Below are 25711 nucleotides of genomic sequence, written 5' to 3' on the forward strand. Positions count from 1 at the left end.
AATGATAGTCGTGGCCTTGTTGTTCCATTCATCACCTGCACGGGGCCTTTCATGACCATCGCATCCAGCGCATTCCCTCTCCAGAACCAACGCGTCGTCCTCTTGGGCGGCACCTCGGGCATCGGCCTTGCCACGGCGAAGGCGGCACTGGCCGCCGGTGCTTCGGTGGTGGTCGTGTCTTCGCGCAGCCAGCGTGTGGCCGAGGCCCTGGCCGTGCTCGGCGAGCGCGCCGAGGGCCACGCGGTCGACCTCGCCGACGAGGCCGCGGTGCGCGGCCTGTTCGAGCGGCTCGGGTCTTTCGACCACCTTGTCTACAGCGCCGGCGAATCGCTGCAGATCGGCCTGCTGGCCGAGACCGGCATCGACGCGATCCGCAAGGCCTTCGACGTGCGCGTCTTCGGCGCCATCGCCGCCGTGAAGCACGCGGCGCCGCACCTGCGGCCCGGCGGCTCGGTGGTGCTGACCAGTGGCGTCGCCAGCCTGCGGCCGCAGAAGGGCTGGACGGCGGGCGCGAGCATCTGCGGCGCCATGGAGGCCTTCACGCGCGCGCTGGCGGTGGAATTGGCGCCGATCCGCGTCAACCTCGTGAGCCCGGGTTTTGTCCGCACGCCGCTGTGGGCCGGCATTCCCGAAGCCCAGCGCGAGGCCATGTACGCCGAGCGCGGCGCGGCACTGCCGGTGGGCCGCGTGGGCGAGCCCGAAGACATCGCGCAGACCTATCTCTACCTCATGACCAACCGCTACGCCACGGGCCAGGCCGTGGTGGTGGACGGGGGCGGCGTGCTGGTCTGAGCACGGCAGGCAGGCGGCGCCGGCCTGCGACAGAATCGTTCGCTTCGAGAACGACTTCTGCCACCGCAGCCCCGCCATGAACATCGTCGATTCCTTCGCCAGCAACGCCGCCCGCTTCGTCGACATCCGACGCGACATCCACGCCCACCCCGAACTCGGCTTCGAGGAGCACCGCACCTCCGAGAAGGTTGCCGGCCTGCTCACCGAATGGGGCATCGAGGTGCACCGCGGCATTGCCGGCACGGGGCTCGTGGGCGTGCTGCGCAAGGGCACCGGCAGCCGCACCATCGGCCTGCGCGCCGACATGGACGCGCTGCCGCTGCACGAGGCCAACGAGTTCGCCCACAAGTCGACGAACCCCGGCCGCATGCATGCCTGCGGCCACGACGGCCACACGACGATGTTGCTGGCCGCCGCGTGGCACCTGTCGCAGCAGGGGCCCGACGATTTCGATGGCACCGTGCATTTCATCTTTCAGCCGGCCGAAGAGATGGGCAAGGCCGGCGCCAAGAAGATGATCGACGAGGGCCTCTTCAAGCGCTTTCCATGTGATGCCGTCTTCGGGCTGCACAACTTTCCCGTCGGCGACGTCGGCCGCTTCGCGCTCAACGAAGGTGCGCTGATGGCGTCGAGCAACACGTACAAGATCACCGTGCATGGGCGCGGCACGCACGCCTCGATGCCGCACACCGGCATCGACCCGGTGGCCGCGGTGGTCACGCTGGCGCAGCAACTGCAGACCATCGTGGCGCGCACCATTCCCAGTACCGAGCGCGCACTGCTGGCGGTCACGCAGCTGCAGGGCTCGGATGCGCCGAACGTGATTCCCGATGTGGCGACGGTCGGCGGCACGATCCGCACCTTCTCCATCGAGGCCATCGACAAGCTCGAGGCGCGGCTGCGCGAAGTGGCGGCCGGCGTGGCGGCGGCGCATGGCTGCACGGCCGAGGTGTACTTCAACCGTTCCTCGCCGCCGACCGTGAACCATCCGGCCGAGGCGCGCTTTGCCGCGGGTGTGATGCGCGAGGTGGTGGGCGACGACATGGTCACCGACAACTTCCCCGCCGTGATGGGCGCTGAAGACTTCGCGCACATGCTGCTCGCGCGGCCCGGCTGCTACGCGTTCCTCGGCAATGGCGACGGCGACCACCGGCTCGACGGCCACGGGCCCGGCCCTTGCATCATCCACAACACCTCGTTCGACTTCAACGACGAGATCATCCCGATCGGTGCCAGCTACTTCGTGAAGCTGGCGCAGCGCTGGCTGGCGCCGGGCGCCTGAAATTCCTTCCCTGTGTCGACGACGATGAAAAAGAAAGCGGTCCCCACGATGCCTTCGACCCTGCTCACCCGGCGTTCCTTCTCCGTGTCTTCCGCATTCGCTGCGCTTGCCACGGCCGCCGCGCTCTGCGCCATCGCACCGGCCCACGCGCAGCAGCAGCAGCGCGTGCTGCACATCGTCGTGCCCTTCGGCACGGGCGCGGTGCAGGACACGGTGGCGCGCGCCTTCAACAACGAACTGGGCGCGGCGCTCAACGCCAGCGCCATCGTCGAGAACCGCGCGGGCGCGGGCGGCACCGTGGGCGCGGCCCTCGTGGCGCGCGCGCCGGCCGACGGCAACACGCTGCTCCTTGCAGCCGCCAGCCACAACATCGCGGGCTTTCTCTACAACAAGCTCAGCTACGACCCGCTGAAAGACTTCGTGGGCGTGGCCAACGTCGGCAACGCGGGCTACGTGCTGGCGGTGGCCAGCGGGCTCAACGTGTCGAACACGGCCGACTTCATCAAGGAGGTCAAGGCCCACCCCGGCAAGTACAACTACGCCTCGGCCGGCAACGGCAGCGCCACGCACCTGGCGATGGCGTCGTTTCTTGCGAAGGCGGGGCTGCAGATGACGCACATCCCGACCAAGTCCACCGGCGAGGCCGTCAACGAAGTGCTCGCGGGCCGCGTGCAGGCCGTGATCTCGTCGAGCATCGGCGTGATCGGCTTCCAGGACGATGCGCGCGTGAAGCTGCTGGCCTCCACCGGCCAGTCGCGCAGCCCCTTCCTGCCGAAGCTGCCGACCGTGGCCGAAAGCGGCCTGCCGGGCTACGCCTTCGATTCGTGGATCGGCCTGCTCGCGCCGGCCGGCACGCCCAAGGCCGAAGTCGAGCGCATCAACATCGCGGCCAACAAGGTGCTGGCCGACCCGGCGATCCAGGAACGCTTCAAGCGCCTGGGCGTGGAGCCGCGCAGCCAGAACCCGGAAGAATTCCAGAAGCTGCTGCGCACCGACTGGGACGCGATGGGCACTGTCGTCAAGGCATCGGGCGCAAAGATCGACTGACAAGGTGCGACGGCTGGCGGGCCGTGTAGGACGCCAGTCAATTGACAACGCGCCGGCCTCGGCCATGCTCCCTGGTGGATTCCGATGCATCCGGCATCGGACGGAAAGGGACTTTTTCATGGACTCGACGACACCGCTCGACCCCGCGCCGGGGCAGCAAGTGAGCAAGTCGCCCAAGGCGTTGTGGGCCGTGATCGGCGTGCTGGCGGCAGCCGTGGTGGCGCTTGCCGGCGTGTTGATTCACAAGCAGGGCGGCGACACCAGCGCCAGTGCGCCGCCGCCCGCCGTGCTGGCCGCCGCATCGCCCCGGGCGCCGGACGACTTCAAGCCGGAAGCCATGCCCGCGGCGCCCGTTGCACCGCCCACGGGCGCAGGCGCGGCACCGCCGGCCATGGCAGCCGCGCCGATGCCGGCACCCGCCAGGGCGCCAGAACCGGCCCCGATGCAGGCCATTCAGCCCGGCCCGGCGCCGGCGGGCGCGAACGCGCCGATGGCGGCTGCCCAGCCGGCGCCACCGCCTTGCGCGGTCTGCGGCCGCGTCGAATCGGTGCGGTCGGTGCAGCGGGAGCAACGCACCACGGGTGTGGGCGCGGTGGCCGGCGGCGTGGTGGGCGGGCTGGTCGGCAACCAGTTCGGCCACGGCGGCGGACGCGCGGCAACCACGGTGCTGGGCGCGGTCGGCGGCGGCTTTGCAGGCAACGCCATCGAGAAGCATGTGCGCACGGTGACGGTCTACGAGGTCGGCGTGCGCATGCAGAACGGCACGCTGCGCACCGTCGAGACCCGGAGCGCGCCGCCCATCGGCAAGCCGGTCATCCTCAAGGGCAACCAGCTGCGCCCGGCGGACGGCCGCAAGTAGGCGCCAGAACCCCGCGAGCCCGCGGGTTCGTGGGCTCGCGCCACCCCCGGATATCACACAAACCGCCCACCCGGAAGAGCGCTTGCCCCACGGGCATCTTTTGGATATATCTTTAATATATTTAAAATGCGGCGCTTCCACCCCGCACATCCCACAGGAGCGACAACGTGAGCAATCCCCGCTGGCAAGGCATCTTCCCCGCCATCACCACCAAGTTCCACGCCGACGAAAGCATCGACGCCGAGGGCACCGCCCGCCACATCGACTTCCAGATCCGCAACGGCATCCACGGCCTCGTGACCTGCGGCTCGCTCGGCGAAGCCAGCACGCTGACGCTCGAAGAAAAACTGCAGGTCGCCAAGATCGCACTGGACGCTGCCGATGGCCGCATCCCGGTGCTGGCCAACGTGTCGGAAACCAGCACGCGCGAGGCGCTGCGTTATGTCGATGGCGCCAACAAGCTCGGCGTGGCCGGCTTCATGGTGATGCCCTCGGTGATCTACGTGGCCGATGCGCGCGAAGCGATGCTCAACGTGCGCACCATCGCCAATGCGGCGCAGAAACCCATCATGGTCTACAACAACCCGGTGGCCTATCGCGTCGACCTGAAGCCGCAGCACATGGTCGAGCTGGCCGACTGCGAATGGATCGCGGCCATCAAGGAAAGCACCGACGACATCCGCCGCATCACCGACCTGCGCAACACGGTGGGCGACCGCTACCAGCTGTTCCTGGGCGTGGACGACCTGGCCTACGAAGGCCTGGCGCTGGGCTGCGATGGCCTGCTGGCGGGCGTCGGTTGTGCCTTCCCGCGCGAGACAGTGGCGCTGTACGACCTGATGAAGGCGGGCAAGTTTGCCGAAGCGCTCAAGCTCTACCAGTGGATGACGCCGATGCTGCACCTGGACGTGTCGACCAAGCTGGTGCAGAACCTGAAGCTCATCGATGCGCTGGTGGGCGTGGGCTCCGAGCACATGCGCCGTCCGCGCTTGCCGCTGATCGGCGAGGAGCGTGCCTTCATCGAAGGCGTCGTCAAGAAGGCGCTCGCTACGCGTCCTGCCCAGTACCAGTCGGTCATGTAATCGCTTACAACAACAGCCCTTTTCATCGTCCCCAACCTAGGAAGAAGCATGAAGACAAAAGCAAGCATGGTTCCGTTTCTAAGCCTCGTGGCCCTCGCCGTTGCTGGCCAGGCGTATGCGCAGGAGCAGGTGGTCAAGATCGGTCACAGCGGTCCGCTGTCGGGCCCCAATGCCTTCGCGGGCAAGGACAATGAAAACGGCGTGCGCCTGGCCATCGAGGAACTCAACGCCAAGAAGATCGCCGTCGGCGGCAAGACGCTGAAGTTCGAGTTGGTCTCCGAAGACGACCAGTGCGACGCCAAGACCGGCGTGAGCGTGGCGCAGAAGTTCGTGGACGACGGCGTCAAGTTCGTCATGGGCCCGTACTGCTCGGGCGTGGCCATTCCGGCGTCGCGCATCTACAGCGACGGCGGCGTGCTGCTGTCGACCGTGGGCACCAACCCGAAGGTCACGCAGGGCGGCTACAAGAACCTGTACCGCATCATCGCCAGCGACAACCAGATCGGCGGCGCCATGGCGGTCTATGCGGCCAAGGTGCTCAAGGTCAAGAAGGTCGGCGTGATCGACGACCGCACCGCCTTTGGCCAGGGCCTGGCGGAAGAGTTCAGCAAGGAAGCCAAGGCGCAGGGCCTGACGGTCGTCGGCCAGGAGTTCACCACCGACAAGGCGGTCGACTTCACCGCCATCCTGACCAACATGAAGGCCAAGGCGCCCGAGGCCATCTTCTTCGGCGGCTACGCGCCGCAGGCCGCACCCATGGCGCGCCAGATGAAGCAGCTCGCGGTGCCCGGCAAGCTGCTGGGCGGCGACACCGTCTGCAGCCCCGCCACCGGCAAGCTCGGCGGCGATGCGGTCAACGACCTGGTGTTCTGCGCGCAGGGCGGCTCCATCCTCGAGAAGGCGCAAAGCGGCCCGGCCTTCAAGGCCAAGTTCAAGCAGCGCTTCAACGTCGATGCCGACGCCTATGCCGCTTCGTACTACGACCAGGTCATGTTCATCGGCCAGTCGATGCAGAAGGCCAACTCCATCGACCCCGACAAGGTCGGCGCCGAGCTGTACAAGACCACCTACAAGGGCGTGGCCGCAACCTACGCCTACGACGACAAGGGCAACATGAAGCAGGCGCCGATCACTGTGTTCACTTTCAAGAACGCAGCGCCCGTTCCATTGGCCAGCTACTGAGCCCGAAGACACCATGCACCGCATCCAGATCATCGACTCGCACACGGGCGGCGAGCCCACGCGCCTGGTCATCGGCGGCTTTCCCGATCTGGGCGGCGGCAGCATGGCCGAGCGCCGCGCGCTGCTGGCCGAGCGGCACGACAAATGGCGCGCGGCCGCCGTGCTGGAGCCGCGCGGCAGCGACGTGGTGGTGGGTGCGCTGCTGTGCGAGCCGGTGTCGAAGGACGCGGCCGCCGGCGTGATCTTCTTCAACAACGCCGGCTACCTCGGCATGTGCGGCCACGGCACCATCGGGCTGGTTGCGAGCCTGGCGCACATGGGGCGCATCGGCGTTGGCGAGCACAAGATCGAAACGCCCGTGGGCACGGTCACGACCACGCTGCATGCCGATGGCTCGGTGAGCGTGCGCAACGTGCCGGCGTACCGGCACCTGCACCAGGTGGCGGTCGATCTGCCCGGCCACGGCACCGTGCGTGGCGACGTGGCCTGGGGCGGCAACTGGTTCTTCCTGGTGAGCGAACACGGCCAGCGCGTGGCGAGCGACAACCTCGCCGCGCTGACCGACTACACCGCGGCACTGCGCCGCGCATTGGCCGCGCAAGGCATCACCGGTGCCGACGGCGCGGAGATCGACCACATCGAACTCTTCGCCAGCGACGAAGGCGAAGGCGCGGACAGCCGCAACTTCGTGCTGTGCCCCGGCAACGCCTACGACCGCTCGCCCTGCGGCACCGGCACCAGCGCCAAGATCGCCTGCCTCGCGGCCGACGGCAAGCTCGCGCCGGGCGCAGTGTGGAAGCAGTCCAGCGTGATCGGCAGCGTGTTCGAGGCCAGCTACGCGATGGACGGCGACAAGGTCATTCCCACGCTGCGCGGCCGTGCGCACATCAGCGCCGAAGCCACGCTGCTGATCGACGACGAAGACCCGTTCGGCTGGGGCATACGGCTCTAGTGCCGGGCGGCATGGACGCGGATGTCATCGTCATCGGCGCCGGCATCGTCGGTGCCGCGTGTGCCCACGCGCTGGCACAGGCCGGCCGCCGGGTGCTGGTGCTCGATGCCCGCATCGGCGGCGCCACGGGTGCCGGCATGGGCCACCTCGTGGTGATGGACGACAACCCGGCCGAACTCGCGCTGAGCCGCGATTCGATCGCACGCTGGCGCGCCCTTGCGCCGCGCATGCGCGAAGACTGCGCGTACAGCCCCTGCGGCACGCTCTGGATTGCCGCGAACGAAGAAGAAATGGCCGAGGCCGAGCGCAAGCGGCAACGGCTGCGCGCACACGGCATCGACAGCCGGCTGCTCGATGCGGCCGCATTGGCGCAGGCCGAGCCCGCGTTGCGCCGGGGCCTCTCGGGCGCGCTCGAAGTGCCGGGCGACGGCATCCTCTATGCGCCGAACGCAGCGCGCTGGCTCATCGACGAAGGCGGCGATGCGATCCGCGTCGAACAGGCGAAGGTCGAGGCCATCGAAGACGACGGCACGCTGCGGCTGGCCGATGGCAGTCGCCGCACCGCGCCGCAGATCGTGCTGGCCAACGGCATCCAGGCGACGACGCTGTGCCCCGAACTTCCGATACGACCGAAGAAGGGCCACCTGCTCATCACCGACCGCTATCCGGGCACGGTGCATCATCAGCTCGTTGAACTCGGCTACGTGACCAGCGCGCACCACAGCGATGGCGACTCGGTTGCGTTCAACGTGCAGCCGCGCCCCACGGGGCAACTGCTGGTGGGCTCGTCACGCCAGTTCGACACGACCGACCCGGCGGTCGAGGCGCCGATGCTCGCGCGCATGCTTCAGCGCACGCTCGATTACCTGCCAGGGCTCGCCCATCTGAACGCCGTGCGTTCGTGGACCGGCATGCGTGCCGCTACGCCCGACGGCCTGCCGCTGCTGGGCAAGCATCCATGGCGCGACAGGCTCTGGCTGGCGGTCGGACACGAAGGCCTGGGCGTGACCACCGCGCCGGGCAGCGCGCACCTGCTCGCTGCCCTGATGACCGGCGCCGTTCCCGATTTCGACGCCGCGCCCTACGCGCCGCGCGGCTTGCTGGAGGCAGCATGAGCGATCACACCTTGCTGCACATCGACGGCCACCTCGTGCGCGTGAAGACCGGCAGTTCGGTCGCGGCTGCGCTGCGCGTTGCGGGCGGCATGGGCGTGGCGCGCACCTCCATCAGTGGCCAGCCGCGCGCGCCCTTCTGCGGCATGGGCGTGTGCCAGGAATGCCGCGTGCTGGTCGATGGCCGGCGCAGGCTCGCCTGCCAGACCGTCTGCGGCGAAGGCATGCGCGTGGAGACGACCGAATGAGCGGCACGGCGCACGAACATTGCGACCTGCTGATCGTCGGCGCGGGTCCGGCCGGCATGGCCGCGGCGGTGGCGGCGGCGCCCAGCGGCGCGTCGATCGTCGTCATCGACGACAACCCCGCGCCCGGCGGCCAGATCTGGCGCGACGGACCCGGCGCGGCGCTGCCACCGGCGGCGCGCAAGTGGCGCGACGCGCTCGCACGCCACGCCAACATCCGCGTGCGCAGCGGCACGCGCATCGTCGCGGTGCCCGCTGCCAATGAATTGCTGCTCGAAGACGCCGAGCGCGCCACGCGCATGCAGTGGAAGAAGCTCATCCTCTGCACCGGCGCGCGCGAACTGTTGCTGCCCTTTCCCGGCTGGACGCTGCCCGGCGTGACGGGCGCGGGCGGCTTGCAGGCGCTCATCAAGGCGGGCATGCCGGTCGAGGGCGAACGCATCGTCATCGCGGGCAGCGGGCCGCTGCTGCTGGCCGCTGCGGCCACGGCGCGCGCGGCGGGGGCGAAGGTGCTGCGCATTGCCGAGCAGGCATCGTTCGCGTCGGTCGCGGGTTTTGGCACGAGCCTGCTGCGCTGGCCCGGCAAGGCGGCGCAGGCGGTGACGTTGGCCGATCCGCAGTACCGCACGTCATCGCGCGTTGTCTCGGTACAAGGCGCAACGCAGGTCGAATCGGTGCGGCTTCGGCAAGGCGATGGCGAGGTCGAGATCGCATGCGACCGCGTGGCCTGCGGCTTCGGGCTCACGCCCAACACGCAGTTGGGCCAACTGCTCGGCTGCACACTCACGCCCGCGGGCTTCGGCGTTCAGGCCCTCGCGGTCGATGCGCGGCAAGCCACCAACGTCCCCGGCATTTATGCGGCTGGCGAATGCACCGGCTTCGGCGGCAGCGAACGCGCACTGGCCCAGGGCACCATCGCTGGCTACGCAGCCGTGGGCAACGAGCCCGCCGCCAAAGCGCACGAGGGCGAACGTGCTCGATGGAACGCCTTCGCCGCACGGCTGCATCGCAGCTTTGCATTGGCACCCGACCTCCGGCAGATGCCGCAGCCCGACACGCTCGTGTGCCGCTGCGAAGACGTGCCGTTGTCCTCTCTCTCGGATTGCAGCGGCTGGACCGATGCCAAGCTGCACCGCCGCTGCGGCATGGGCGCCTGTCAGGGCCGCGTGTGTGGCGATGCGGCGCAGTTTCTCTTTGGATGGACGCCGCCCGTGCCGCGCCCGCCGCTGTCGCCGGTCCGCATCGCCACGCTGGCCGGCCTTGCAGGCCATGAGGAGGCCCGACAATGACGCCGCAGCAGCGGCATCCGCCGCAGAAGAAACCCATGGCCGCCCCGAAGAAGACCGCTCCCCGCCCCCCGCCCAAGCGCCGCGCCGCCGACGTGGCCTATGACGCCATCGAGACGCTGCTGTCGACCATGCAGCTCGAACCCGGCAGCCAGATCGCCGAGGCCGACCTCGCCGAGCGCACGGGGCTCGGCCGCACGCCGGTGCGCGAGGCGCTGATGCGCATGGTGTCGATCGGCCTCATCGTGCAGCAGCCGCGCCGTGGGTTGCTGGTGTCGACCATCGACCTGGCCGACCACCTCGACGTGATCCAGACCCGGCGCGTGCTCGAACGGCTGATTGCCGCCTGCTCGGCACGCCGCGCCACCGCACCGCAGCGCACGGCCATCGTGCGTTGCGCCGAGGCCATGGTCGAAGCGGCGGGCCGCGGCGACCTCAACGACTACATGCAGGCCGACCGCGCGCTCGACCTCGTCAACCACCAGGCCAGCCACAACGACTCGGCGGTGAAGGCGGTGGTGCCGCTCATCGTGCAGTGCCGCCGCTTCTGGTACGCCTACCAGCACGAGGGCGAGATCGTCGAAGGCGCCAACGCGCACCTCGAACTGGCGCAGGGCATCGCGACGGGCAACGAGGCGGCGGCCGTCGCGGGCGCCAACCGCCTCATGGACTACCTCGAGCTCTTCGCCCGCAAGATCATCGACAAGTGAGCGCCGGCTAGCCGCCCGCTCCTTGCCGGCGTTGCCGCAGCACCGTCGCGCTTTCGCCGCCCTGGCCCCAGTTGTCGGGGTCGATCTCGTCGATCAGCACGGTCACGTCGTCGGGCCGCTTGCCCAGCACCTCCTGCAGCAGCTTCGTGGCGCCGGCGATGAGCGCGGCTTTTTGTTCGCGCGTGGCGGGCTGTTCCCGGCGCGCGAGGCGGATGGTCACGAGGGGCATGGCGGGAGTCCTCCAACGGGTCGGTGGCAAGTCAGGTGCGGGCGATTCTGCCAAGCGCGCACCTCGGGGAATTCCGCGTGTTCCCGCGCACCCATGCGGCGCATACTGGCCCGCATGGCCGCCGCACCCCGAGCCCAACCCGAAGATTTCTTTTCCACCGAAGAGTGGCAGGCGCTCACCACGCGCTCGTCATGGAAGGGGCTCTGGCTGGTGGTGCATTGCTGGGGCGTGATCGGCGCGGCGATGCTCGTGGGCATCGTGTGGCCGTGGACCATTCCGCTCTTGGTGCCCATCGTCGGCACGCGGCAGCTGGGCCTGTTCATCCTCATGCACGATGCCGCGCACGCGGGCCTGCACCGCAACCGCAAGGTCAACGACTGGGTCGGGTATTGGCTGTGCTCGTCGACGCTGCGCGACTACCGGCCGTACCACCTGCAGCACCACCGCTTCGTGCAGCAGACCGAAGACCCGGACCTCGTGCTGTCGGCGCCCTTTCCGATCACGCGCGAATCGATGTGGCGCAAGGCCGTGCGCGACCTGAGCGGCCAGACCTTCTACAAGCAGCGCTTCGGCCACATCGCCGAAGGCATCCGCAAGCGTGCGCCGGGCGAGTCCGCGCTGAAGGTGTTCGGCAGAGAGGTCGCGAAAGACCGGCGCTTTCTCATTGCCAACGGCCTCGGCTTTCTGGCGTTCGCGCTGGCCGGCTACTGGTGGGCCTGGCTGCTGATGTGGCTGTTGCCGATGGCGACATGGCTGCCGCTCGTGAGCCGCGTGCGCAACATCGCCGAGCATGCGCTGGTCGCGCAGAACGAGGCCGATCCGCTGCGCCAGGCGCGCACCACGCACGCCGGCTGGCTCGAACGCATCTTCGTGGCACCCTACTGGGTCAACTACCACTGCGAGCACCACATGTTCACCAACCTGCCCTGCTGGAGCCTGCCGAAGGCGCACCGCCTGCTGCAGCGCCAGGGCGCAACAGCGCGGATGGAAGTGCAGTCCGGCTACCTGAGCCTGCTCAAGCGCGCGACCTCGCCCCAGCCCGCCTGACGCCGCTTGGTCAGCGAGTTGCAGGCACCGCGCGCACCAGCGGCTGGGCGCCACGCTGCGCATGCTGGCTCAGCCAGATGCTCGCGATCACGATGAAGATGCCCACGATCTGCGGCACCGACAGGCTCTGCCCCAGCAGCGCCCAGCCGAGGATCACCGCCGTCACCGGGCTCAGGAAGGCCAGCGGCGCGATGGCCGAGGGCTCCAGCCGTGCCACGCCACGAAACCACACGATGTAGGTCAGCGCGGCACCGACCAGCCCGAGCCAGGCAAAGCCGATCCAGTTGGTGAGGCTGAGCGCGGGCAGCGGCGGCTCCAGCAGCAGTGCCACCGGCAGCAGCAACAGGCCGCCGGCCGTCAGTTGCCACGCGGTGAACACCAGCGCCGACACCGGCGGCTGCCAGCGCCGGCTGAGCACTGTGCCGAAGGCCATCGACACGGCCGCTGCAATCGCGGCGGCGATGCCGATGCCGTCGAGCGCGGCGTTCGGCGTGAGCACCAGCAGCGCAACGCCGCCGATGCCGACCACCGCCGCCGCCACCGACAGCGCACGCACCGGCGAGCCCAGGAAGACGCTCGCCAGGAACACCACGAGCAGCGGCTGCACCGAGGTGATCGTCGCGGCCACGCCGCCCGGCAGCCGGTAGGCCGCAAGGAACAGCATCGCCCACAGGATCGAGAAGTTCAGCGCGCCCAGGATGAAGATACGTCCCCACCACGCCCGCTCGGGCAGCCTGCGCACGATCAGCAGGAGCAGCAACCCGGCCGGCAACGCGCGCAGCAACGCCACCGTCAGCGGGTAGTTCGCCGGCAGCATCTGCGTGGTGACGATGTAGGTGCTGCCCCAGATGGCCGGCGCGGCAGCGGTAAGAAGGACGTCGGTGGCGCGGCGGGTCATGGCGGGCTCTCTTTGCTTCGAATGGCGGTACGTGTGTGCCGTCAAATCTAGTCAATTGACCATGGGTTGTGAATGACCAAATAATGAATTGATCATTTACCCTCAGTCGTGAATCAACGATGGACCATCTCACCGCCCTCAAGGTCTTCCGCACCACCGCGAGCACCGGCAGCTTTGCCGGCGCCGCGCGGCAGATGGGGCTGTCGGCCGCGGCCATCAGCAAGAACATCGCGGAGCTGGAAGCGCACCTGAAGGTGCGGCTCATCAACCGCACCACGCGCAGCATGAGCCTGACCGAAGCGGGCGCCGCGTACCACGAGCGGCTGTCGCGCATCCTCGACGACCTCAGCGAGGCCGATGCCGCGCTCGCGCCCATGGGCAGCAGCCCCGGCGGCGTGCTGCGCGTGAGCGCGCCGCTGACCTTCGCGCTGACCTGCATCTCGCCGCACATCCCCGCCTTCATGGACCGCTACCCGAACCTGCGGCTCGAACTGAACCTGCAGGACACCCGCACCGACCTGATCGGCGAGGGCTACGACCTGGCGATCCGGGGCAGCGACCGGCTCGAAGACTCCAGCCTCGTCGCGCGCGAGCTGATGACCATGACGCACGTGCTGTGCGGCGCGCCCGCGTACTTCGCCGCCGCTGGCCGGCCTGCGCAGCCCGAAGACCTGAAGGCGCACAACTGCGTGCAGTTCACCCTGTCAGGCCATGCGAACAAATGGACCTTCAGCCGCGCCGGCCGCAGCGTGGCCGTGGCCATCGACGGGCGCTACAAGGTCAGCTCCAGCATCGCCGTGCGCGACGCGCTGCTGGCCGGCTTCGGGCTCAGCCTGGTGCCGCGCATCTATGTCGAGCAACAGTTGGCCGAGGGCCGGCTCGAAGCGGTGCTGGGCGACTGGGAGGCCGACAGGACGCCGGTCTACGCGGTCTACCCTTCGCGTCACCTGGCGGCCAAGACACGTGTCTTTGTCGACTTTCTGGTCGAACGGTTTTCTTCGTCGCGCTGACCGCGTTGGAGGCGGATCACCTCGTAGCCGCGCGCGTCGGGCAGCGAGTCGACCACTTCTTCCGCATCTTCCTGCCCGGTCGCGAAACGGTAGACGAGGTAGCGCTTGCGCGTTTCGATCCGTCCGCCGGGCGGGAACACCAGCAAGCGGTCCTTGGGGCCGAGATACAGCCAGCCGGGCGCATTGCGCTCCGCGAAGGCGAGCTGCACGAAGCGGCCCGTGCGCGGTTCGCGAAGCATGACCAGCCCTCTCGGATAGGCGGCCGACATGAACTCGCCCTGCACCACCATCGCGCGCTGGCGGGCGCCCGCGCATTGCACACGCACGCCGGAACCGCGCGAATCGTCGGGCTCGCCACCGAACAGCGGGTGGAGCGCGTCGCGGCCCTGCGCCAGGTGATAGACGGCGGTGTCGGCGATGGGGTGGTCGCGCGAGAGCGTCACGACGGCATCGGGCCCGTTGCCCAGCGCGCATGACATCGGCATGCGGCCGGCCAGCGCGGGAAGCGCAAGCAGCGAAAGCAGGAGCAATACCGCGGCAGCGCGTTGCATGGCCGCGCCCGTGGCTCAGTCAGTCTTCGGCAGGCGCCGGCTCCGGGCCTTCCCAGCCCAGCAGCTCGGCCAGCCGCTGCACGATCCATCCGGCTTCGGCAGACGACACACCGGATTCCGCCGTCGCCAGCCCCGCGTGAATGCGCCGCAGGATCTCGCTCTCGACCGGCACCTCGGTGTGGTGCTGGATCTGCGCGTGGCCCACGAGATGGTTGGCGAGGTCTTCGCAGATCTCGTAGCGCTCGCGCACCACGCCGATCGGTTCGCGCAGGCGCTGGCGCGCGTCGCTGTAGACCGCGAAGAACGAGGGCGGGATGAAGATCTGGTTGTCGTCGGACATCGCGGTTTCAGTCTTGGGGCTCGCCCAATGACAAAACGCGCCCGAGGGCGCGTTCGTCGCGGCTCTGGCGAGCCAACGGGGGCTGGATCAGCCGCCCTTCTTGGCGCGCTTGCCGGGGTTCTTCTTGCTGCGCGTTGCAGTGCCGCGTTCCAGGCTGACCTTCTGGCCGCCACCCGACTTGGGCAGCGTGTAGCCGGGCAGCGGCGTCGGCTTCGGGGTGGCAACGCGTTCGGCTTCGGTACGGAATGTCTTGGGCATGAAAAGCTCGGGTAAAAGTAATGTTCGAACCCGCAATTAGGCCACATCGAGGATTTCACATGCCAATAACCGAAACGGCGGGTGCCGTCGAGCGTCCGCGCTTCGTTTCGGGCTCGCTGCTGCGCCATGTCTGCGTCATGGCCGGCACCGGTGCCATAGGGTTGATCGCGGTGTTCGCGGTCGACCTGATCAACCTGTTCTACATCTCGCTGCTCGGAGAGAAAGCGACGGCCGCGGCGGTCGGCTTCGCGGGCGTGGTGGGGTTCTTTCATGCGTCGCTGTGCATCGGGCTGACCATCGGCATCGCGGCGGTGGTGTCGCGCACGGTGGGCGCGGGCCGCACTGGCGACGCACGCCGCATCGCCACGGCGAGCCTGGTGTTGATGGCGGCGCTGTCGGTGGTGGCGGGCAGCGGCACGGCGATCTTCCTGCATTCCGCGCTGCATGCGCTCGGTGCCGAAGGCGAGACGGCGCGGCTTGCGCAGCGCTACCTGTCGGTGACGGTGCACACCCTGCCGCTGCTGGGCATCGGCATGGCGAGTTCGGCGCTGCTGCGCTCGGTCGGCGATGCGCGCCGCTCGATGGTGGTCACGCTCGCGGCGGCCTTCGTGACGGCGGTGCTCGATCCGATATTGATCTTCGGTTTCGGCCTGGGGCTCGACGGCGCGGCCATCAGCGCGGTGGTTTCGCGCATGGTGCTGGCGGCCATCGGGCTGCACGGCGTGCTGGTGAAGCACCGCATGCTCGGGCGCTTCGAGCCGTCGCGGCTCGGCGGCGATGCGCGTGCGTTGGCTGGCGTGGCGGGGCCGGCGGTGCTGACGAACCTCGCCACGCCCGTGGGCGCGGCCTTCGTCACACATGCGGTCGCGCAGTTCGGGCCTTCGGCGGTGGCGGGCGCGGCCACCATCGACCGGCTGACGCCGGTGGCCTTCGGGCTGGTCTATGCGCTCAGCGGCGCGGTCGGGCCGATCCTGGCGCAGAACCTGGGCGCGGGCCAGTACCGCCGCGTGCAGGAAGGGCTGCGCGACAGCCTGCTGTTCATGGTGGCGTCGGTGGCCGTGGCGTGGCTGGTGCTGGCGTTGGGGCAGGGCGTGCTGATCCGCGCGTTCTCGGCCGATGGCCTGGCGGCGCAGCTGATCTCGCTGTTCTGCAGCTGGCTGGCGCCGAGCTTCTTCTTTGCGGGCGGGCTGTTCGTGGCGAACGCCTCGTTCAACAACCTCGGGCATCCGCTGCTCTCGACCGCGTTCAACTGGGGGCGTGCCACGCTGGGCACCATTCCGTTCGCCTGGTGGGGCTCGCACCACGGCGCGGCCGGCGTGCTGATCGGGCAGGCCGTGGGCTCGTCGATCTTCGGCTTGCTGGCGGTGGTGGTGGCGTTCCGGCTGGCCGCGAAGCTGGCGCGGCAAGAGGCACCGGATGCGGCCTCGGCGCCGGCGCCGGTGCTCGATGCACCGGTGGCGCCCGCGTCGGCGCTCGCCACGCCGCAGGCCGGGGCGGCTACAGGTCCTGCAGCGTCAGCAGCCGGACCTTGACCGACTTGCCCTTCACGCGGCCGCTGGACAGCTTGCGCACCGCTTCTTCGGCGATCGCGCGGTCCACCGCCACGTAGGTCGAGAACTCGTTGACGTTGATCTTGCCGACCTGCTCCTTGGCATAGCCGCAGTCGCCGGTGAGCGCGCCCAGCACGTCGCCGGCGCGGATCTTTTCCTTGCGCCCGCCCACGATCTGCAGCGTGGCCATCGGCGGCTGCAGCGGCGCGCCCTTGCCGGGCGTGAGCTCGGCCAGTTCATGCCATTCGGATTCGCGGCCCTGCAGCTGTTCGATCTTTCCGACGCTGCCCATTTCGTTCATGCTGGCCAGGTTCAGCGCGAGGCCTTCGGCATCGCCAGACTGGCCCACGCGGCCGGTGCGGCCGACACGGTGGATGTGGATTTCGGAATCGGGCGTCACGTCGACGTTGATCACCGCTTCGAGCTGCGCGATGTCCAGGCCGCGCGCGGCCACGTCGGTGGCCACCAGCACCGAGCAGCTGCGGTTGGCGAACTGCACCAGCACCTGGTCGCGCTCGCGCTGCTCCAGCTCGCCGAACAGCGCCAGCGCGCTGAAGCCCTGCGCCTGCAGCACCTCGACGAGGTCGCGGCACTGCTGCTTGGTGTTGCAGAAGGCCAGCGTGCTCACGGGGCGGAAATGGTCAAGCAGCAGGCTCACGGTGTGCAGCCGGTCGCTGTCCTTCACCTGGTACCAGCGCTGGCGGATCTTGCTGCCTTCATGCTGCGCCTGCACCGTGATCTGCTGCGGGCTCTTCATGAACTGCTGCGCCAGCTTGGCGATGCCTTCGGGGTACGTGGCCGAGAACAGCAGCGTCTGGCGGGCCGAAGGGCACTGGCGCGCCACCTTCACGATGTCGTCGAAGAAGCCCATGTCCAGCATGCGGTCGGCCTCGTCGAGCACCAGCGTGTTGAGCGCCGAGAGGTCGAGGTTCTCGCGCTCCAGGTGGTCCATGATCCGGCCGGGCGTGCCCACCACGATGTGCGCGCCGTGCTCCAGGCTCGCAATCTGCCCGCGCAGCGCGACGCCGCCGCAGAGCGTGACCACCTTGATGTTTTCTTCCGCGCGCGCCAGGCGCCGGATCTCGGTCGTGACCTGGTCGGCCAGCTCGCGCGTGGGGCACAGCACCATCGCCTGGATGGCGAAGCGGCGTGCGTTGAGGTTGGCGAGCAGCGCCAGGGCAAAGGCGGCGGTCTTGCCGCTGCCGGTCTTGGCCTGGGCGATCAGGTCCTTGCCGAGCAGCGCCGGCGGCAGCGCGGCCGCCTGGATCGGCGTCATCTGCGTGTAGCCGAGCTGCGTGAGGTTGGCCAGCATCTGGGGCGAGAGCGCCAGCGCGGCAAAGCCGTTGTCGGCTGGGGTGCCGCCGGCTGTGGGATTGGGTGTGGTCATCGTTCAGCAGCCGGAGAGCGCAAAAAACAAAAGCCTTGCCGGCGCCCGTCGCGGGGCGCCGCAAGGCCCTTCGTCAGTCGCGGATCAGCGGCGGGGTGCGTTGTTGTTGCCGGAGTTGGTCGGCGGCGGGCCGCGACGTTCCAGGTGACGGAAGGTGATACGGCCCTTGGTCAGGTCGTAGGGCGAGAGTTCGAGCGACACCTTGTCACCCGCCAGGATGCGGATGTGGTGCTTGCGCATCTTGCCGCCGCTGTAGGCGATCAGCTGATGGCCGTTGTCCAGCGTGACGCGGTAGCGCGAGTCGGGCAGGACTTCGGTCACTGCGCCGTTCATTTCGATCAGTTCTTCCTTGGGCATGTGTGGTTACCTCTGAATCTCGTTCGATGTGTGTTGGATATGAAGATGGGCGTGATTGTTTCAGCCTGCGCACGGCAAGGCGAGCGGTGCCTGGCGCGTGTTGCGCTCGCGCACCCAGCAAAGGCCTTGGTCGATGGCATAGCGCAGGGCGGCGGCGTGGCTGGCAAAACGCGGCGTGAAACGCATCACGCGGTCGTGCATGCCGCTGCCGTGGCCGGAGCGGATCGAGACGGAGGCGGCGAAATTGCCGTCGTCCTGGTGTCGAATGAGCGGGGAAACAAGGTACTTGCCCACCGCGATACTGTGTTGAATGATGTCCATGAAGCCTTGGCGCAGCGCGTGAATGTAGAACAACGCGAAGCGCCTGAAAAATAATTGAAAACGGGCGTGGGCCGGCCGGAATGGCGCGGCGGACGCGCTATTCGCTTCAACAAAAACGAAGGCAGTGGTGGCAATCATGGGCGCCCGGTCTGGCGCTCCAACACACTGGGGAGCCGGCTGAAAGTGTGGGGGCCTGAAGAATCCAAGGGACAGTTGCAGGTCAGCCGGCAATATGACGAAGTGCTTCGTCGTGGTATCGAAACGAACCCGCCATTATAGCTTGCGGGGCATGACAGTTGCTTGCCTTAAAAACAACGCTTGAGTGATTCAGGCCTCCAGCGGCCGTCATTCAAGCGTTGTTTGCTATCAAAAATATAGTAATTTGGCGCTTGCTCAGGCCGCTGCCGGCGTCGTCGGCAGCGAATCGGCCGGCCGTGCCTTCTTGTGCGCCGCGCGCAACAGCAGCATCAGCCCCGCGAACTGGCAGGCGCTGCCCACCCACCCCACCGCGCTCACGCCGAACAGGTCGATGGCCACGCCGCCCAGTGCCGAGCCCGCCGCAATGCCGAGGTAGATCGCCGAGGCGTGCAGCGACAGCGTCATCGGTGCGCGCTCCGGTGCCAGGCGAATCAGCCGCACCGCCTGCGCCGGGCCGAAGCCCCAGCCCGCGAAACCCCACAGCGTCGACAGGCCCACGATCAGCGGCAGCGCCAGCCCGTGCGGCAGCATTTGCGCCGAGAACGACAGCCCGCCCAGGATCACGACCAGCATCAGCGCGAAGCCCTGCGCCATGCGGTCGGCGCCGAAACGGTCGGTGGCCCAGCCGCCGGCCGCGGTGCCGAAGGCGGCCGCCACGCCGATGGCGCAGAACACCGCGCTCACGCCCTGCGCCCCGAAGCCAAGCGTGCCCGACAAGAACAGCGAGACATACGTATAGAAGCTGAAGCCGCCCGTGGACCAGAGCATGCTGACCAGCAGTGCCGGCAGCACGCCCGGTGCCCGCGCCACGGCAAAAGCCGACGTGCGTTCGGTTGTCGTGGTCGCCGGTGTCGCCACCAGCGCCAGCTTGCGCGGCAGCCCCAGGACCAACCCCCAGGTCGCCAGCGCCGCCACCGCGGCGATCAGCAGGTAGGCCGTGCGCCAGCCGCCCCAGCCCGCGATCCAGGCGCCCAGCGGTACGCCGAGTGCCACTGCCAGCGTGCCGCCGCCGGTCACGATGGCCAGTGCCCGCCCGCGCAGCGCCGGCGAAACCATGGCCGCCGCCACCGCGCTGGCCGTCGGCAGGAACACGCCCGCCACGAGGCCCAGCGCCACGCGCGCCAGCGCCAGTTGCGCGAAGCCGTGCGCCATCGCCGCCGCCAGCGTCAGGCCCGAGAAGGCCGCAAGGCTGGCGATCAGCAGCGGCCGCCGGCCGACGCGTGCGAACAGCGCGGCCATCAGCGGCGAGCCGATGGCGTAGCTCAGCGCGAACAGCAGCACCAGCTGGCCGGCCCGCGTGGCGCTGACCTGCAGGTCGGCCGCCAGCAGCGGCAGCAGGCCGGCGACCATGAAGCTTTCGGTGCCGATGGCGAAGGCGCCCAGTGCGAGCCAGGCCAGGCCGAACGGCAGGCGTTCGGCTTGTGGCTGCGGGATTGCGGGTTCGGTGTTCATGAAGGACTCCGTGGCGTTGATGTTCCAAGGCCTCCAGAATAGGTTTGCAAGTGGCTCTTCAAAAGATCCACAATTGGCGAACATCATGGAGCCACTTTTCGAACTCGCCATCCGCCTGCCGGACAGCGGCTCGCGCGACCTGCTGCGCGAGGTGCACCGCCAGCTGCGCAGCGCCATCCTTGACGGCCGGCTCCAGCCCGGCGCCCGCCTGCCCGCCACGCGCGCGCTGGCGCTGCGCCTGGGCGTGTCGCGCAACACCATGCTCGCGGCCTACGACCTGCTGCTGAGCGAGGGCTACCTGCTGGCGCGCCCCGGCGCCGGCACCTATGTGGCCGACACCCTGCCGCAGTCGCGGCGCGGCCGCCCCGCCAGGGGCACGGCCGCCAGGCGCGATCAGCGCCTGGTGCCGCTGCACGTGCCCGGCGCCGACCTCGCACCCACCCTGCAGCCCCAGCCTTCGCGCGACGACTTCCGCATCGGCCTGCCCGACGTCGGCCCCTTTCCCTTCGACATCTGGCGCCGCCTGTCCGACCGCGCACTGCGCCGCATCGCCCGCGAGCCGGCCGACTACGCCGACCCGCAAGGCCAGGCCGCGCTGCGCGAGGCCATCGCCCGACACGTGTCGTTCACGCGGGCGGTCGGCTGCACCGCCGACGACATCGTCGTCACCGCCGGTGCGCAGCAAGCCTTCGGCCTGCTGGCGCGCATTCTTGTCGTGCCGGGGCGCACGGTGGTCGCGGTCGAAGAACTGTTCTACCCGTCGCTGCGCGAAGCGATGCTGGCCGCCGGCGCCAAGGTGGTCACCGTGCCGACCGACGCCGAGGGCCTGTGTGTGGAGCGCCTGCCGCCCGAGGTGCGCGTGATCTGCGTGACGCCCTCGCACCAGTTCCCGACCGGCGTGGCGATGTCGCCGCAGCGGCGCGCCGCGCTGCTGGCCTTTGCACGGGCCCGCAACGCGGTCGTGATCGAAGACGACTACGACAGCGAATTCCGCTTTGCCGGCCGCCCGCTCGACGCGCTGCAGACGCTCGATCGCGCCGAGTCGGTCTTCTACGTTGGCACCTTCTCCAAGAGCCTGTTCCCTGCGCTGCGTCTGGGCTTCGTGGTGGTGCCGCCGTGGGCGCGCGCGGCGCTGGTGCGGGCGCGCGAACTGGCCGACTGGCACGGCCCGGTGCTCGGGCAGGAGGCGCTCGCGGCCTTCATCGCCGAAGGGCACCTGGCGCGCCACATCCGCAAGATGCGCAAGCTCTACGGCGCGCGGCGCAGTGCGCTGTTGGCGGCCCTGGTGCGGCATGGCGCGGGGCGGCTGGTGCCGATCCCGTCCGATGCGGGGCTGCACCTGTCGGCCTGGCTCCGCAGCGACACGCGGGCCGACACCGTCGTCGAGCGCGCCGCCGCGACCGGCATCACCTTGCCGCCGCTCTCGCGTTTCGCGGTCGATCCGCAGGCGCCCGGCGTGCCCAACGGCCTGGCCTTCGGCTATGGCCTGATCGGCGAATCGCAGATCGACGGCGCGATCAGTCGACTGGTGCGCCTTCTCTAGCCTCCTTCAGGACGAGGTGGCTCAGGCTCCCGCAGGCCGCGCCGTGTCCAGCGGCAACTGCGTGGTGAACTTGGTCGTCGACAGCACCACGTCGCTCGAATAGCTCTTCAGCTCCAGCGCATCGCCGAGCTGTTGCTGCGCAAAGGCCTGGTACTCGGGCAGCGAGCGCGCGCAGATCACCAGCACGAAGTCGGTTTCGCCGGCCACGCAGTGGCACTGCAGCACCTGCGGCAGCGCCTGCACCTTGCGCTCGAAGGCCTGGATCGCCTCGCGCGCCGTGCTGCGCAACGACACCCGCGAGATCACCAGCACCGGAAAGCCCACGCGCGCGGCGTCCAATATCGCCACCTCCTGGCGGATCACGCCCGCGCGACGCAGCCGCTGCACGCGCTTCAGGCAGGCCGAGGGCGAGAGGTTCACGCGTTCGGCCAGCGTCTGGTTCTGCAGGCTGGCATCGGCCTGCAGCGCGGCCAGGATGCATTGGTCGATGCGATCGAGGGTGCCGGTTTTCATGCCGCCAGTGTGGCGCAACGAAGACGCAATCGACTGCGCTTTCGGGGCCCCACAACGACATCCGATTTCCCGCCCTCTGGCTACGCTGGGGCTTCCACGTTGAACAAGGAGCATCCGATGGCCGAAGGCGCAACCTACGACCCCGTGGTCGCCAAGCACCTCGTGCGCTACGGCATGGGGCTGAGCCCGCATGTCATCGTCAAGGCCCGCGGCGCCACGCTGTGGGACCAGCACGGGCGCGAGATTCTCGACTTCACCTCGGGCCAGATGTGCGCCACCATCGGCCACAACCATCCGCGCATCGTCGCGGCCATCGAGAAGGCCTGCCAGGGCGCGCTGCACTTGTACAGCGGCTTCGTCGGGCCGGCCGTGCCCGCGCTGGCCGGGCGGCTGGCGGCGATGCTTCCGCCGTCGCTGTCCAAGTCGATCTTTCTCTCGACCGGCGGCGAGGCCAACGAAGCCGCCGCGCGCATGGCCCGCGTCGCCACCGGCCGCTACGAGATCGTCGGCCTGAACGGTGGCTGGCACGGCGTGACCGGCGGCATGGCCTCGCTCACCTTCGCCGGCAAGCACCACGTGGACTACGGGCCGCGCAAGCCCGGCACGATGTCGATCCCCGCGCCCAACTGCTACCGCTGCCCGGTTCGCCACTGCCGCGATGCCTGCGACACCACCTGTCTGGACGTCGGCTTCGACATGGTCGATGCGCAATCCAGCGGCTCGCTCGCGGCCTTCATCGCCGAGCCGGTGCTCAGTTCGGGCGGCGTGATCGTGCCGCCCAAGGGCTACTTTCCGAAGCTTGCGGCCAAGTGCCGCGAGCGCGGCATGCTGCTGATCCTGGACGAAGCGCAAACCGCCTTCGGCCGCCTGGGCAGCAACTTCGCCTTCGAGCAGGCCGATGTGGTGCCCGACTTCCTCACGGTGTCGAAAACGTTGGGCGGCGGCGTGGCCATCGGCGCCGCCATCACCAGCGAGGCCATCGAGCAGACCTGCCACGAAAGAGGCTTCGTGCACGCCACCTCGCACGTGTCCGATCCGCTGCCGGCCGAGGTGGCGCTGGCGGTGCTCGACGTGCTCGAGGAAGGAGGGCTCAACCAGCGCGCCGTGGAGATGGGCGAGCGCCTGAGCCGGGGGCTGCAGACGCTGAAGGCGCGGCACGAGGTCATCGGCGACGTGCGCGGCCATGGCCTGCTGCAGGGCGTCGAGCTGGTCAAGGACCGCGAGACGCGCGAGCCCGACGCCGAGCGCGGCCGCGCCATCACCGACGCCTGCATGGCGCGCGGCCTGAGCATGAACATCGTGGCCGTCGGCGGCATGGCGGCGGTGTGGCGCATTGCACCGCCGCTGAACGTGAGCGCTGAAGAGATCGATCGCGGCCTGGAGATTCTCGACAGCGCGATCCGCGACGCGAGTTAGCCCAGACCCAGCATCCGCCGGTTGGCCGCCACGTCGACACCGCCGGCCGCGAAGTCGTCGAAGGCGCGGTCGGCCACGCGGATGATGTGGTCGGCGATGAACCTGGCGCCCTCGCGCGCGCCGTCTTCCGGGTGCTTGATGCAGCACTCCCACTCCAGCACCGCCCAACCCGGAAAGTCGTACTGCGCCATCTTCGAGAAGATGGCCTTGAAGTTGACCTGGCCGTCGCCCAGCGAGCGGAAGCGGCCGGCGCGGTTGATCCAGCTCTGGAAGCCGCCGTACACGCCCTGCTTGCCGGTCGGGTTGAACTCCGCGTCCTTCACGTGAAAGATCTTGATGCGCTCGTGGTAGTGGTCGATGTAGGCCAGGTAGTCGAGCTGCTGCAGCATGAAGTGGCTCGGGTCGTACAGCAGGCAGGCGCGCGGGTGGTTGTTCACGCGTTCCAGAAACATCTCGTAGCTCACGCCGTCGTGCAGGTCTTCGCCGGGGTGGATCTCGTAGCCCACGTCCACGCCCACCGCGTCGAAGGCATCGAGGATCGGGCGCCAGCGGCGCGCGAGTTCGTCGAAGGCTTCCTCGATGAGTCCCGGCGGGCGCGGGGGCCACGAATACAGGTAGGGCCAGGCCAGCGCGCCCGAGAAGGTCGCGTGCGCCGTGAGCCCCAGGTTGGCCGACGCCTTGGCCGCAAAGTGCAGCTGCTGCACGGCCCATTGCTGCCGCTTGACCGGGTCGCCCCGTACCTCGGGTGCCGCGAAGCCGTCGAAGCCCGCGTCGTAGGCCGGATGCACCGCCACCAGCTGGCCCTGCAGGTGGGTCGAGAGCTCGGTGATCTCCAGCCCGTGCCTGGCGAGCGTGCCCTTCACTTCGTCGCAGTAGGTCTTGCTTTCGGCCGCCTTCTGCAGGTCGAACAGGCGCGCGTCCCAGCTCGGGATCTGCACGCCCTTGTAGCCCAGTCCGGCCGCCCAGCCGGCAATGCCGTCGAGCGTGTTGAAGGGCGCGGTGTCTCCCGCGAACTGGGCCAGAAAAATGGCGGGGCCCTTGATGGTCTTCATCGGCTTGTCTTCCTTATTCGTTGGGGCGGCGTTGAAAGCATACTTGGCGTGTCGTCCGACCCCGTGCGAGAGGCCAACGCGCCACAATGGATTTTCCTTTTCGCACCACTCGTTCAGTTCGCGCTGACCGCCAAGCGATGACACAACCTGTTTCCGCCCGGCTCAAGATCGGCCTGTCCGCCTGCTTCTCGCACGCCGACCCGGCCCGCTCGCTCTTCACCAACAAGACGCTGCAGTACGTCGAGCAATCGATCGCGCACTGGCTCATGTCGGCTGGCGCCATGGTCGTGATGGTGCCCTGCCCCACCGGCGAAACCGCGCGCGGCGACACCAAGCTGTCGCATTACGCCGAGTGGCTCGACGGCGTGGTGATGCACGGCGGTGCCGACGTCTGGCCCGGCAGCTACGGCGAGGTGCCGCTGAAGGACGCATGGATCGGCGACCAGATCCGCGACCTGTACGACCTCGCGCTGGTCGAGGCCTTCGAGCAGGCCGGCAAGCCCATCTTCGGCGTGTGCCGCGGGCTGCAGCTCATCAACGTGGCCTTCGGCGGCACGCTCTACCAGGACATCGAGGAACAGCACGGGCACCCCGAGACGCTGAAGCACCGCGACCCGGTGACCTACGACCAGAACTTCCACCAGATCGAGATCGTGCAGGGCACGCGGCTGTCGAAGCTCTTTCCGCAGGTAGAGACGGCGCGCGTCAACAGCATCCACCACCAGGGCGTGAAGGACATCGCGCCCGGCTTCGACGTGGAGGCCTGGAGCCTGCCCGACCGCGTGCCCGAGGCCATCCGCCGCCGGCCCGACAGGGGCCGCAGCTACATCGCCGCGACCCAATGGCACCCCGAGTTCCACAAGTACGGCAGCACAGAGACGGTCGACGACACGCCGATCCTGCACGACTTCCTGTGGGCCTGCGCCACCGCCAAGGTGGCGCCGCGCTCCTCGCTGCGCTCCAACAGCGGCAAGATCCGCGACCGCGCGGCGCGCGTGCTGCGGCAGGCGCTGCTGCGGCGCTGAACGCTGCTGCCCGAG

General features: G+C 69.0%; 27 protein-coding genes and 1 pseudogene. 17 read left to right on the forward strand and 11 right to left on the reverse strand.

Annotated elements, in window-relative coordinates; translation table 11 throughout:
• Positions 1-51 precede the first annotated feature (51 nt).
• The 11 genes from BLQ28_RS18575 to BLQ28_RS18625 all read left to right on the forward strand — a co-directional run bounded on the left by BLQ28_RS18575 (position 52) and on the right by BLQ28_RS18625 (position 10549).
• Positions 52-792 carry an SDR family oxidoreductase gene (locus tag BLQ28_RS18575; RefSeq protein WP_093242482.1) on the forward strand — a complete coding sequence of 247 codons (741 nt, stop codon included), beginning with the start codon at positions 52-54 and terminating at the stop codon, positions 790-792.
• A 76-nt stretch (positions 793-868) separates the two neighbouring features.
• Positions 869-2074: a M20 aminoacylase family protein gene (locus BLQ28_RS18580; protein WP_093242484.1), complete on the forward strand. Its 1206-nt coding sequence runs from the start codon at positions 869-871 to the stop codon at positions 2072-2074.
• Positions 2075-2122: 48 nt separating this feature from the next.
• On the forward strand, positions 2123-3121 hold the full coding sequence (locus BLQ28_RS18585; protein WP_371126685.1) for a tripartite tricarboxylate transporter substrate-binding protein: 999 nt from the start codon (positions 2123-2125) through the stop codon (positions 3119-3121).
• A gap of 118 nt (positions 3122-3239) precedes the next feature.
• Positions 3240-3980 (forward strand): glycine zipper 2TM domain-containing protein, encoded by a 741-nt coding sequence (locus BLQ28_RS18590; RefSeq protein ID WP_093242488.1) that lies wholly within the window; start codon positions 3240-3242, stop codon positions 3978-3980.
• A 167-nt stretch (positions 3981-4147) separates the two neighbouring features.
• Entirely contained in the window at positions 4148-5062 is a 915-nt protein-coding gene (locus BLQ28_RS18595; protein ID WP_093242490.1) for a dihydrodipicolinate synthase family protein, read from the forward strand.
• A 48-nt stretch (positions 5063-5110) separates the two neighbouring features.
• Positions 5111-6244 (forward strand): branched-chain amino acid ABC transporter substrate-binding protein, encoded by a 1134-nt coding sequence (locus BLQ28_RS18600; RefSeq protein WP_093242492.1) that lies wholly within the window; start codon positions 5111-5113, stop codon positions 6242-6244.
• 13 nt (positions 6245-6257) lie between these two features.
• Positions 6258-7196, forward strand: a complete 939-nt coding sequence (locus BLQ28_RS18605) for a 4-hydroxyproline epimerase (RefSeq protein ID WP_093242494.1) — start codon at positions 6258-6260, stop codon at positions 7194-7196.
• Between the two features lie 11 nt (positions 7197-7207).
• Positions 7208-8311, forward strand: a complete 1104-nt coding sequence (locus BLQ28_RS18610; protein WP_093243417.1) for an NAD(P)/FAD-dependent oxidoreductase — start codon at positions 7208-7210, stop codon at positions 8309-8311.
• Positions 8308-8556, forward strand: a complete 249-nt coding sequence (locus tag BLQ28_RS18615; protein WP_093242496.1) for a (2Fe-2S)-binding protein — start codon at positions 8308-8310, stop codon at positions 8554-8556. The genes BLQ28_RS18610 and BLQ28_RS18615 overlap by 4 nt, the downstream gene beginning before the upstream one ends.
• Positions 8553-9842: an NAD(P)/FAD-dependent oxidoreductase gene (locus BLQ28_RS18620; protein WP_093242498.1), complete on the forward strand. Its 1290-nt coding sequence runs from the start codon at positions 8553-8555 to the stop codon at positions 9840-9842. The genes BLQ28_RS18615 and BLQ28_RS18620 overlap by 4 nt, the downstream gene beginning before the upstream one ends.
• A gap of 35 nt (positions 9843-9877) precedes the next feature.
• On the forward strand, positions 9878-10549 hold the full coding sequence (locus BLQ28_RS18625) for a GntR family transcriptional regulator (RefSeq protein WP_256327361.1): 672 nt from the start codon (positions 9878-9880) through the stop codon (positions 10547-10549).
• Between the two features lie 7 nt (positions 10550-10556).
• On the opposite strand, the gene BLQ28_RS18630 is transcribed toward BLQ28_RS18625, so the two are convergent.
• Positions 10557-10778, reverse strand: coding sequence for a tautomerase family protein (locus BLQ28_RS18630; protein ID WP_093242502.1), 222 nt, complete (start codon positions 10776-10778; stop codon positions 10557-10559).
• 327 nt (positions 10779-11105) lie between these two features.
• Here BLQ28_RS18630 and BLQ28_RS33520 point away from each other — a divergent pair.
• Positions 11106-11702 (forward strand): annotated as a pseudogene (locus BLQ28_RS33520) (fatty acid desaturase); the annotation flags it as partial.
• A 133-nt stretch (positions 11703-11835) separates the two neighbouring features.
• Here BLQ28_RS33520 and BLQ28_RS18640 read toward each other — a convergent pair.
• Positions 11836-12723 (reverse strand): EamA family transporter, encoded by an 888-nt coding sequence (locus BLQ28_RS18640; RefSeq protein WP_093242506.1) that lies wholly within the window; start codon positions 12721-12723, stop codon positions 11836-11838.
• A gap of 119 nt (positions 12724-12842) precedes the next feature.
• On the opposite strand from BLQ28_RS18640, the gene BLQ28_RS18645 reads away from it, so the two are divergent.
• On the forward strand, positions 12843-13733 hold the full coding sequence (locus BLQ28_RS18645) for a LysR family transcriptional regulator (protein WP_093242508.1): 891 nt from the start codon (positions 12843-12845) through the stop codon (positions 13731-13733).
• Here the strand turns inward: BLQ28_RS18645 and BLQ28_RS18650 are convergent.
• From BLQ28_RS18650 to BLQ28_RS33025, 3 genes are all read right to left on the reverse strand, one after another.
• A complete protein-coding gene (locus BLQ28_RS18650) occupies positions 13667-14284 on the reverse strand; it encodes a hypothetical protein (RefSeq protein WP_143012512.1) in 618 nt (205 codons plus the stop codon). The genes BLQ28_RS18645 and BLQ28_RS18650 overlap by 67 nt on opposite strands.
• 19 nt (positions 14285-14303) lie before the next feature.
• Entirely contained in the window at positions 14304-14624 is a 321-nt protein-coding gene (locus BLQ28_RS18655) for a hypothetical protein (protein WP_093242512.1), read from the reverse strand.
• Between the two features lie 87 nt (positions 14625-14711).
• Positions 14712-14882, reverse strand: coding sequence for a hypothetical protein (locus BLQ28_RS33025; RefSeq protein ID WP_172672148.1), 171 nt, complete (start codon positions 14880-14882; stop codon positions 14712-14714).
• A 59-nt stretch (positions 14883-14941) separates the two neighbouring features.
• Here BLQ28_RS33025 and BLQ28_RS18660 point away from each other — a divergent pair, with 59 nt between their 5' ends.
• On the forward strand, positions 14942-16414 hold the full coding sequence (locus BLQ28_RS18660; protein WP_093242514.1) for an MATE family efflux transporter: 1473 nt from the start codon (positions 14942-14944) through the stop codon (positions 16412-16414).
• Here BLQ28_RS18660 and dbpA read toward each other — a convergent pair.
• The 4 genes from dbpA to BLQ28_RS18680 form a co-directional block, all read right to left on the reverse strand.
• Positions 16380-17819, reverse strand: coding sequence for an ATP-dependent RNA helicase DbpA (dbpA, locus tag BLQ28_RS18665; protein ID WP_093242516.1), 1440 nt, complete (start codon positions 17817-17819; stop codon positions 16380-16382). The two genes, BLQ28_RS18660 and dbpA, sit on opposite strands and share 35 nt — an antisense overlap.
• 84 nt (positions 17820-17903) lie before the next feature.
• Entirely contained in the window at positions 17904-18176 is a 273-nt protein-coding gene (gene infA, locus BLQ28_RS18670) for a translation initiation factor IF-1 (protein WP_015867950.1), read from the reverse strand.
• Between the two features lie 60 nt (positions 18177-18236).
• On the reverse strand, positions 18237-18497 hold the full coding sequence (locus BLQ28_RS18675; RefSeq protein ID WP_093243419.1) for a hypothetical protein: 261 nt from the start codon (positions 18495-18497) through the stop codon (positions 18237-18239).
• A 393-nt stretch (positions 18498-18890) separates the two neighbouring features.
• Complete coding sequence (locus BLQ28_RS18680) at positions 18891-20147, reverse strand: MFS transporter (protein ID WP_093242518.1); 1257 nt, start codon at positions 20145-20147, stop codon at positions 18891-18893.
• 85 nt (positions 20148-20232) lie between these two features.
• Here BLQ28_RS18680 and BLQ28_RS18685 point away from each other — a divergent pair, with 85 nt between their 5' ends.
• Positions 20233-21690, forward strand: a complete 1458-nt coding sequence (locus BLQ28_RS18685; protein ID WP_093243421.1) for a MocR-like pyridoxine biosynthesis transcription factor PdxR — start codon at positions 20233-20235, stop codon at positions 21688-21690.
• A gap of 21 nt (positions 21691-21711) precedes the next feature.
• On the opposite strand, the gene BLQ28_RS32680 is transcribed toward BLQ28_RS18685, so the two are convergent.
• A complete protein-coding gene (locus BLQ28_RS32680) occupies positions 21712-22203 on the reverse strand; it encodes an Lrp/AsnC family transcriptional regulator (RefSeq protein WP_176801160.1) in 492 nt (163 codons plus the stop codon).
• 117 nt (positions 22204-22320) lie between these two features.
• Here BLQ28_RS32680 and BLQ28_RS18695 point away from each other — a divergent pair, with 117 nt between their 5' ends.
• Positions 22321-23619: an aspartate aminotransferase family protein gene (locus tag BLQ28_RS18695; RefSeq protein WP_093242520.1), complete on the forward strand. Its 1299-nt coding sequence runs from the start codon at positions 22321-22323 to the stop codon at positions 23617-23619.
• On the opposite strand, the gene BLQ28_RS18700 is transcribed toward BLQ28_RS18695, so the two are convergent.
• Positions 23616-24671 (reverse strand): sugar phosphate isomerase/epimerase family protein, encoded by a 1056-nt coding sequence (locus tag BLQ28_RS18700; protein ID WP_093242522.1) that lies wholly within the window; start codon positions 24669-24671, stop codon positions 23616-23618. The two genes, BLQ28_RS18695 and BLQ28_RS18700, sit on opposite strands and share 4 nt — an antisense overlap.
• A gap of 137 nt (positions 24672-24808) precedes the next feature.
• Between BLQ28_RS18700 and BLQ28_RS18705 the strand changes: the two genes are divergently transcribed.
• On the forward strand, positions 24809-25696 hold the full coding sequence (locus BLQ28_RS18705; RefSeq protein WP_093242524.1) for a gamma-glutamyl-gamma-aminobutyrate hydrolase family protein: 888 nt from the start codon (positions 24809-24811) through the stop codon (positions 25694-25696).
• Positions 25697-25711: the final 15 nt, after the last annotated feature.

This window comes from Variovorax sp. EL159, from assembly GCF_900100965.1.
Lineage (GTDB): Bacteria > Pseudomonadota > Gammaproteobacteria > Burkholderiales > Burkholderiaceae_C > Variovorax.

Bases quoted from the DNA above. Each gene is read 5' to 3' on its own strand.
- BLQ28_RS18695 (WP_093242520.1), top strand. From the start codon at position 22,321: ATGGCCGAAGGCGCAACCTACGACCCCGTGGTCGCCAAGCACCTCGTG.
- BLQ28_RS18605 (WP_093242494.1), top strand. From the start codon at position 6,258: ATGCACCGCATCCAGATCATCGACTCGCACACGGGCGGCGAGCCCACG.
- BLQ28_RS18585 (WP_371126685.1), top strand. From the start codon at position 2,123: ATGCCTTCGACCCTGCTCACCCGGCGTTCCTTCTCCGTGTCTTCCGCA.
- BLQ28_RS18600 (WP_093242492.1), top strand. From the start codon at position 5,111: ATGAAGACAAAAGCAAGCATGGTTCCGTTTCTAAGCCTCGTGGCCCTC.
- BLQ28_RS18675 (WP_093243419.1), bottom strand. From the start codon at position 18,497: ATGGACATCATTCAACACAGTATCGCGGTGGGCAAGTACCTTGTTTCC.
- BLQ28_RS18645 (WP_093242508.1), top strand. From the start codon at position 12,843: ATGGACCATCTCACCGCCCTCAAGGTCTTCCGCACCACCGCGAGCACC.
- BLQ28_RS18655 (WP_093242512.1), bottom strand. From the start codon at position 14,624: ATGTCCGACGACAACCAGATCTTCATCCCGCCCTCGTTCTTCGCGGTC.
- BLQ28_RS18620 (WP_093242498.1), top strand. From the start codon at position 8,553: ATGAGCGGCACGGCGCACGAACATTGCGACCTGCTGATCGTCGGCGCG.
- BLQ28_RS18630 (WP_093242502.1), bottom strand. From the start codon at position 10,778: ATGCCCCTCGTGACCATCCGCCTCGCGCGCCGGGAACAGCCCGCCACG.
- BLQ28_RS18575 (WP_093242482.1), top strand. From the start codon at position 52: ATGACCATCGCATCCAGCGCATTCCCTCTCCAGAACCAACGCGTCGTC.
- BLQ28_RS33025 (WP_172672148.1), bottom strand. From the start codon at position 14,882: ATGCCCAAGACATTCCGTACCGAAGCCGAACGCGTTGCCACCCCGAAG.
- dbpA (WP_093242516.1), bottom strand. From the start codon at position 17,819: ATGACCACACCCAATCCCACAGCCGGCGGCACCCCAGCCGACAACGGC.
- BLQ28_RS18650 (WP_143012512.1), bottom strand. From the start codon at position 14,284: ATGCAACGCGCTGCCGCGGTATTGCTCCTGCTTTCGCTGCTTGCGCTT.
- BLQ28_RS18660 (WP_093242514.1), top strand. From the start codon at position 14,942: ATGCCAATAACCGAAACGGCGGGTGCCGTCGAGCGTCCGCGCTTCGTT.
- BLQ28_RS18580 (WP_093242484.1), top strand. From the start codon at position 869: ATGAACATCGTCGATTCCTTCGCCAGCAACGCCGCCCGCTTCGTCGAC.
- BLQ28_RS18610 (WP_093243417.1), top strand. From the start codon at position 7,208: ATGGACGCGGATGTCATCGTCATCGGCGCCGGCATCGTCGGTGCCGCG.
- BLQ28_RS32680 (WP_176801160.1), bottom strand. From the start codon at position 22,203: ATGAAAACCGGCACCCTCGATCGCATCGACCAATGCATCCTGGCCGCG.
- BLQ28_RS18685 (WP_093243421.1), top strand. From the start codon at position 20,233: ATGGAGCCACTTTTCGAACTCGCCATCCGCCTGCCGGACAGCGGCTCG.
- BLQ28_RS18680 (WP_093242518.1), bottom strand. From the start codon at position 20,147: ATGAACACCGAACCCGCAATCCCGCAGCCACAAGCCGAACGCCTGCCG.
- BLQ28_RS18615 (WP_093242496.1), top strand. From the start codon at position 8,308: ATGAGCGATCACACCTTGCTGCACATCGACGGCCACCTCGTGCGCGTG.
- BLQ28_RS18700 (WP_093242522.1), bottom strand. From the start codon at position 24,671: ATGAAGACCATCAAGGGCCCCGCCATTTTTCTGGCCCAGTTCGCGGGA.
- BLQ28_RS18640 (WP_093242506.1), bottom strand. From the start codon at position 12,723: ATGACCCGCCGCGCCACCGACGTCCTTCTTACCGCTGCCGCGCCGGCC.
- infA (WP_015867950.1), bottom strand. From the start codon at position 18,176: ATGCCCAAGGAAGAACTGATCGAAATGAACGGCGCAGTGACCGAAGTC.
- BLQ28_RS18705 (WP_093242524.1), top strand. From the start codon at position 24,809: ATGACACAACCTGTTTCCGCCCGGCTCAAGATCGGCCTGTCCGCCTGC.
- BLQ28_RS18590 (WP_093242488.1), top strand. From the start codon at position 3,240: ATGGACTCGACGACACCGCTCGACCCCGCGCCGGGGCAGCAAGTGAGC.
- BLQ28_RS18625 (WP_256327361.1), top strand. From the start codon at position 9,878: ATGGCCGCCCCGAAGAAGACCGCTCCCCGCCCCCCGCCCAAGCGCCGC.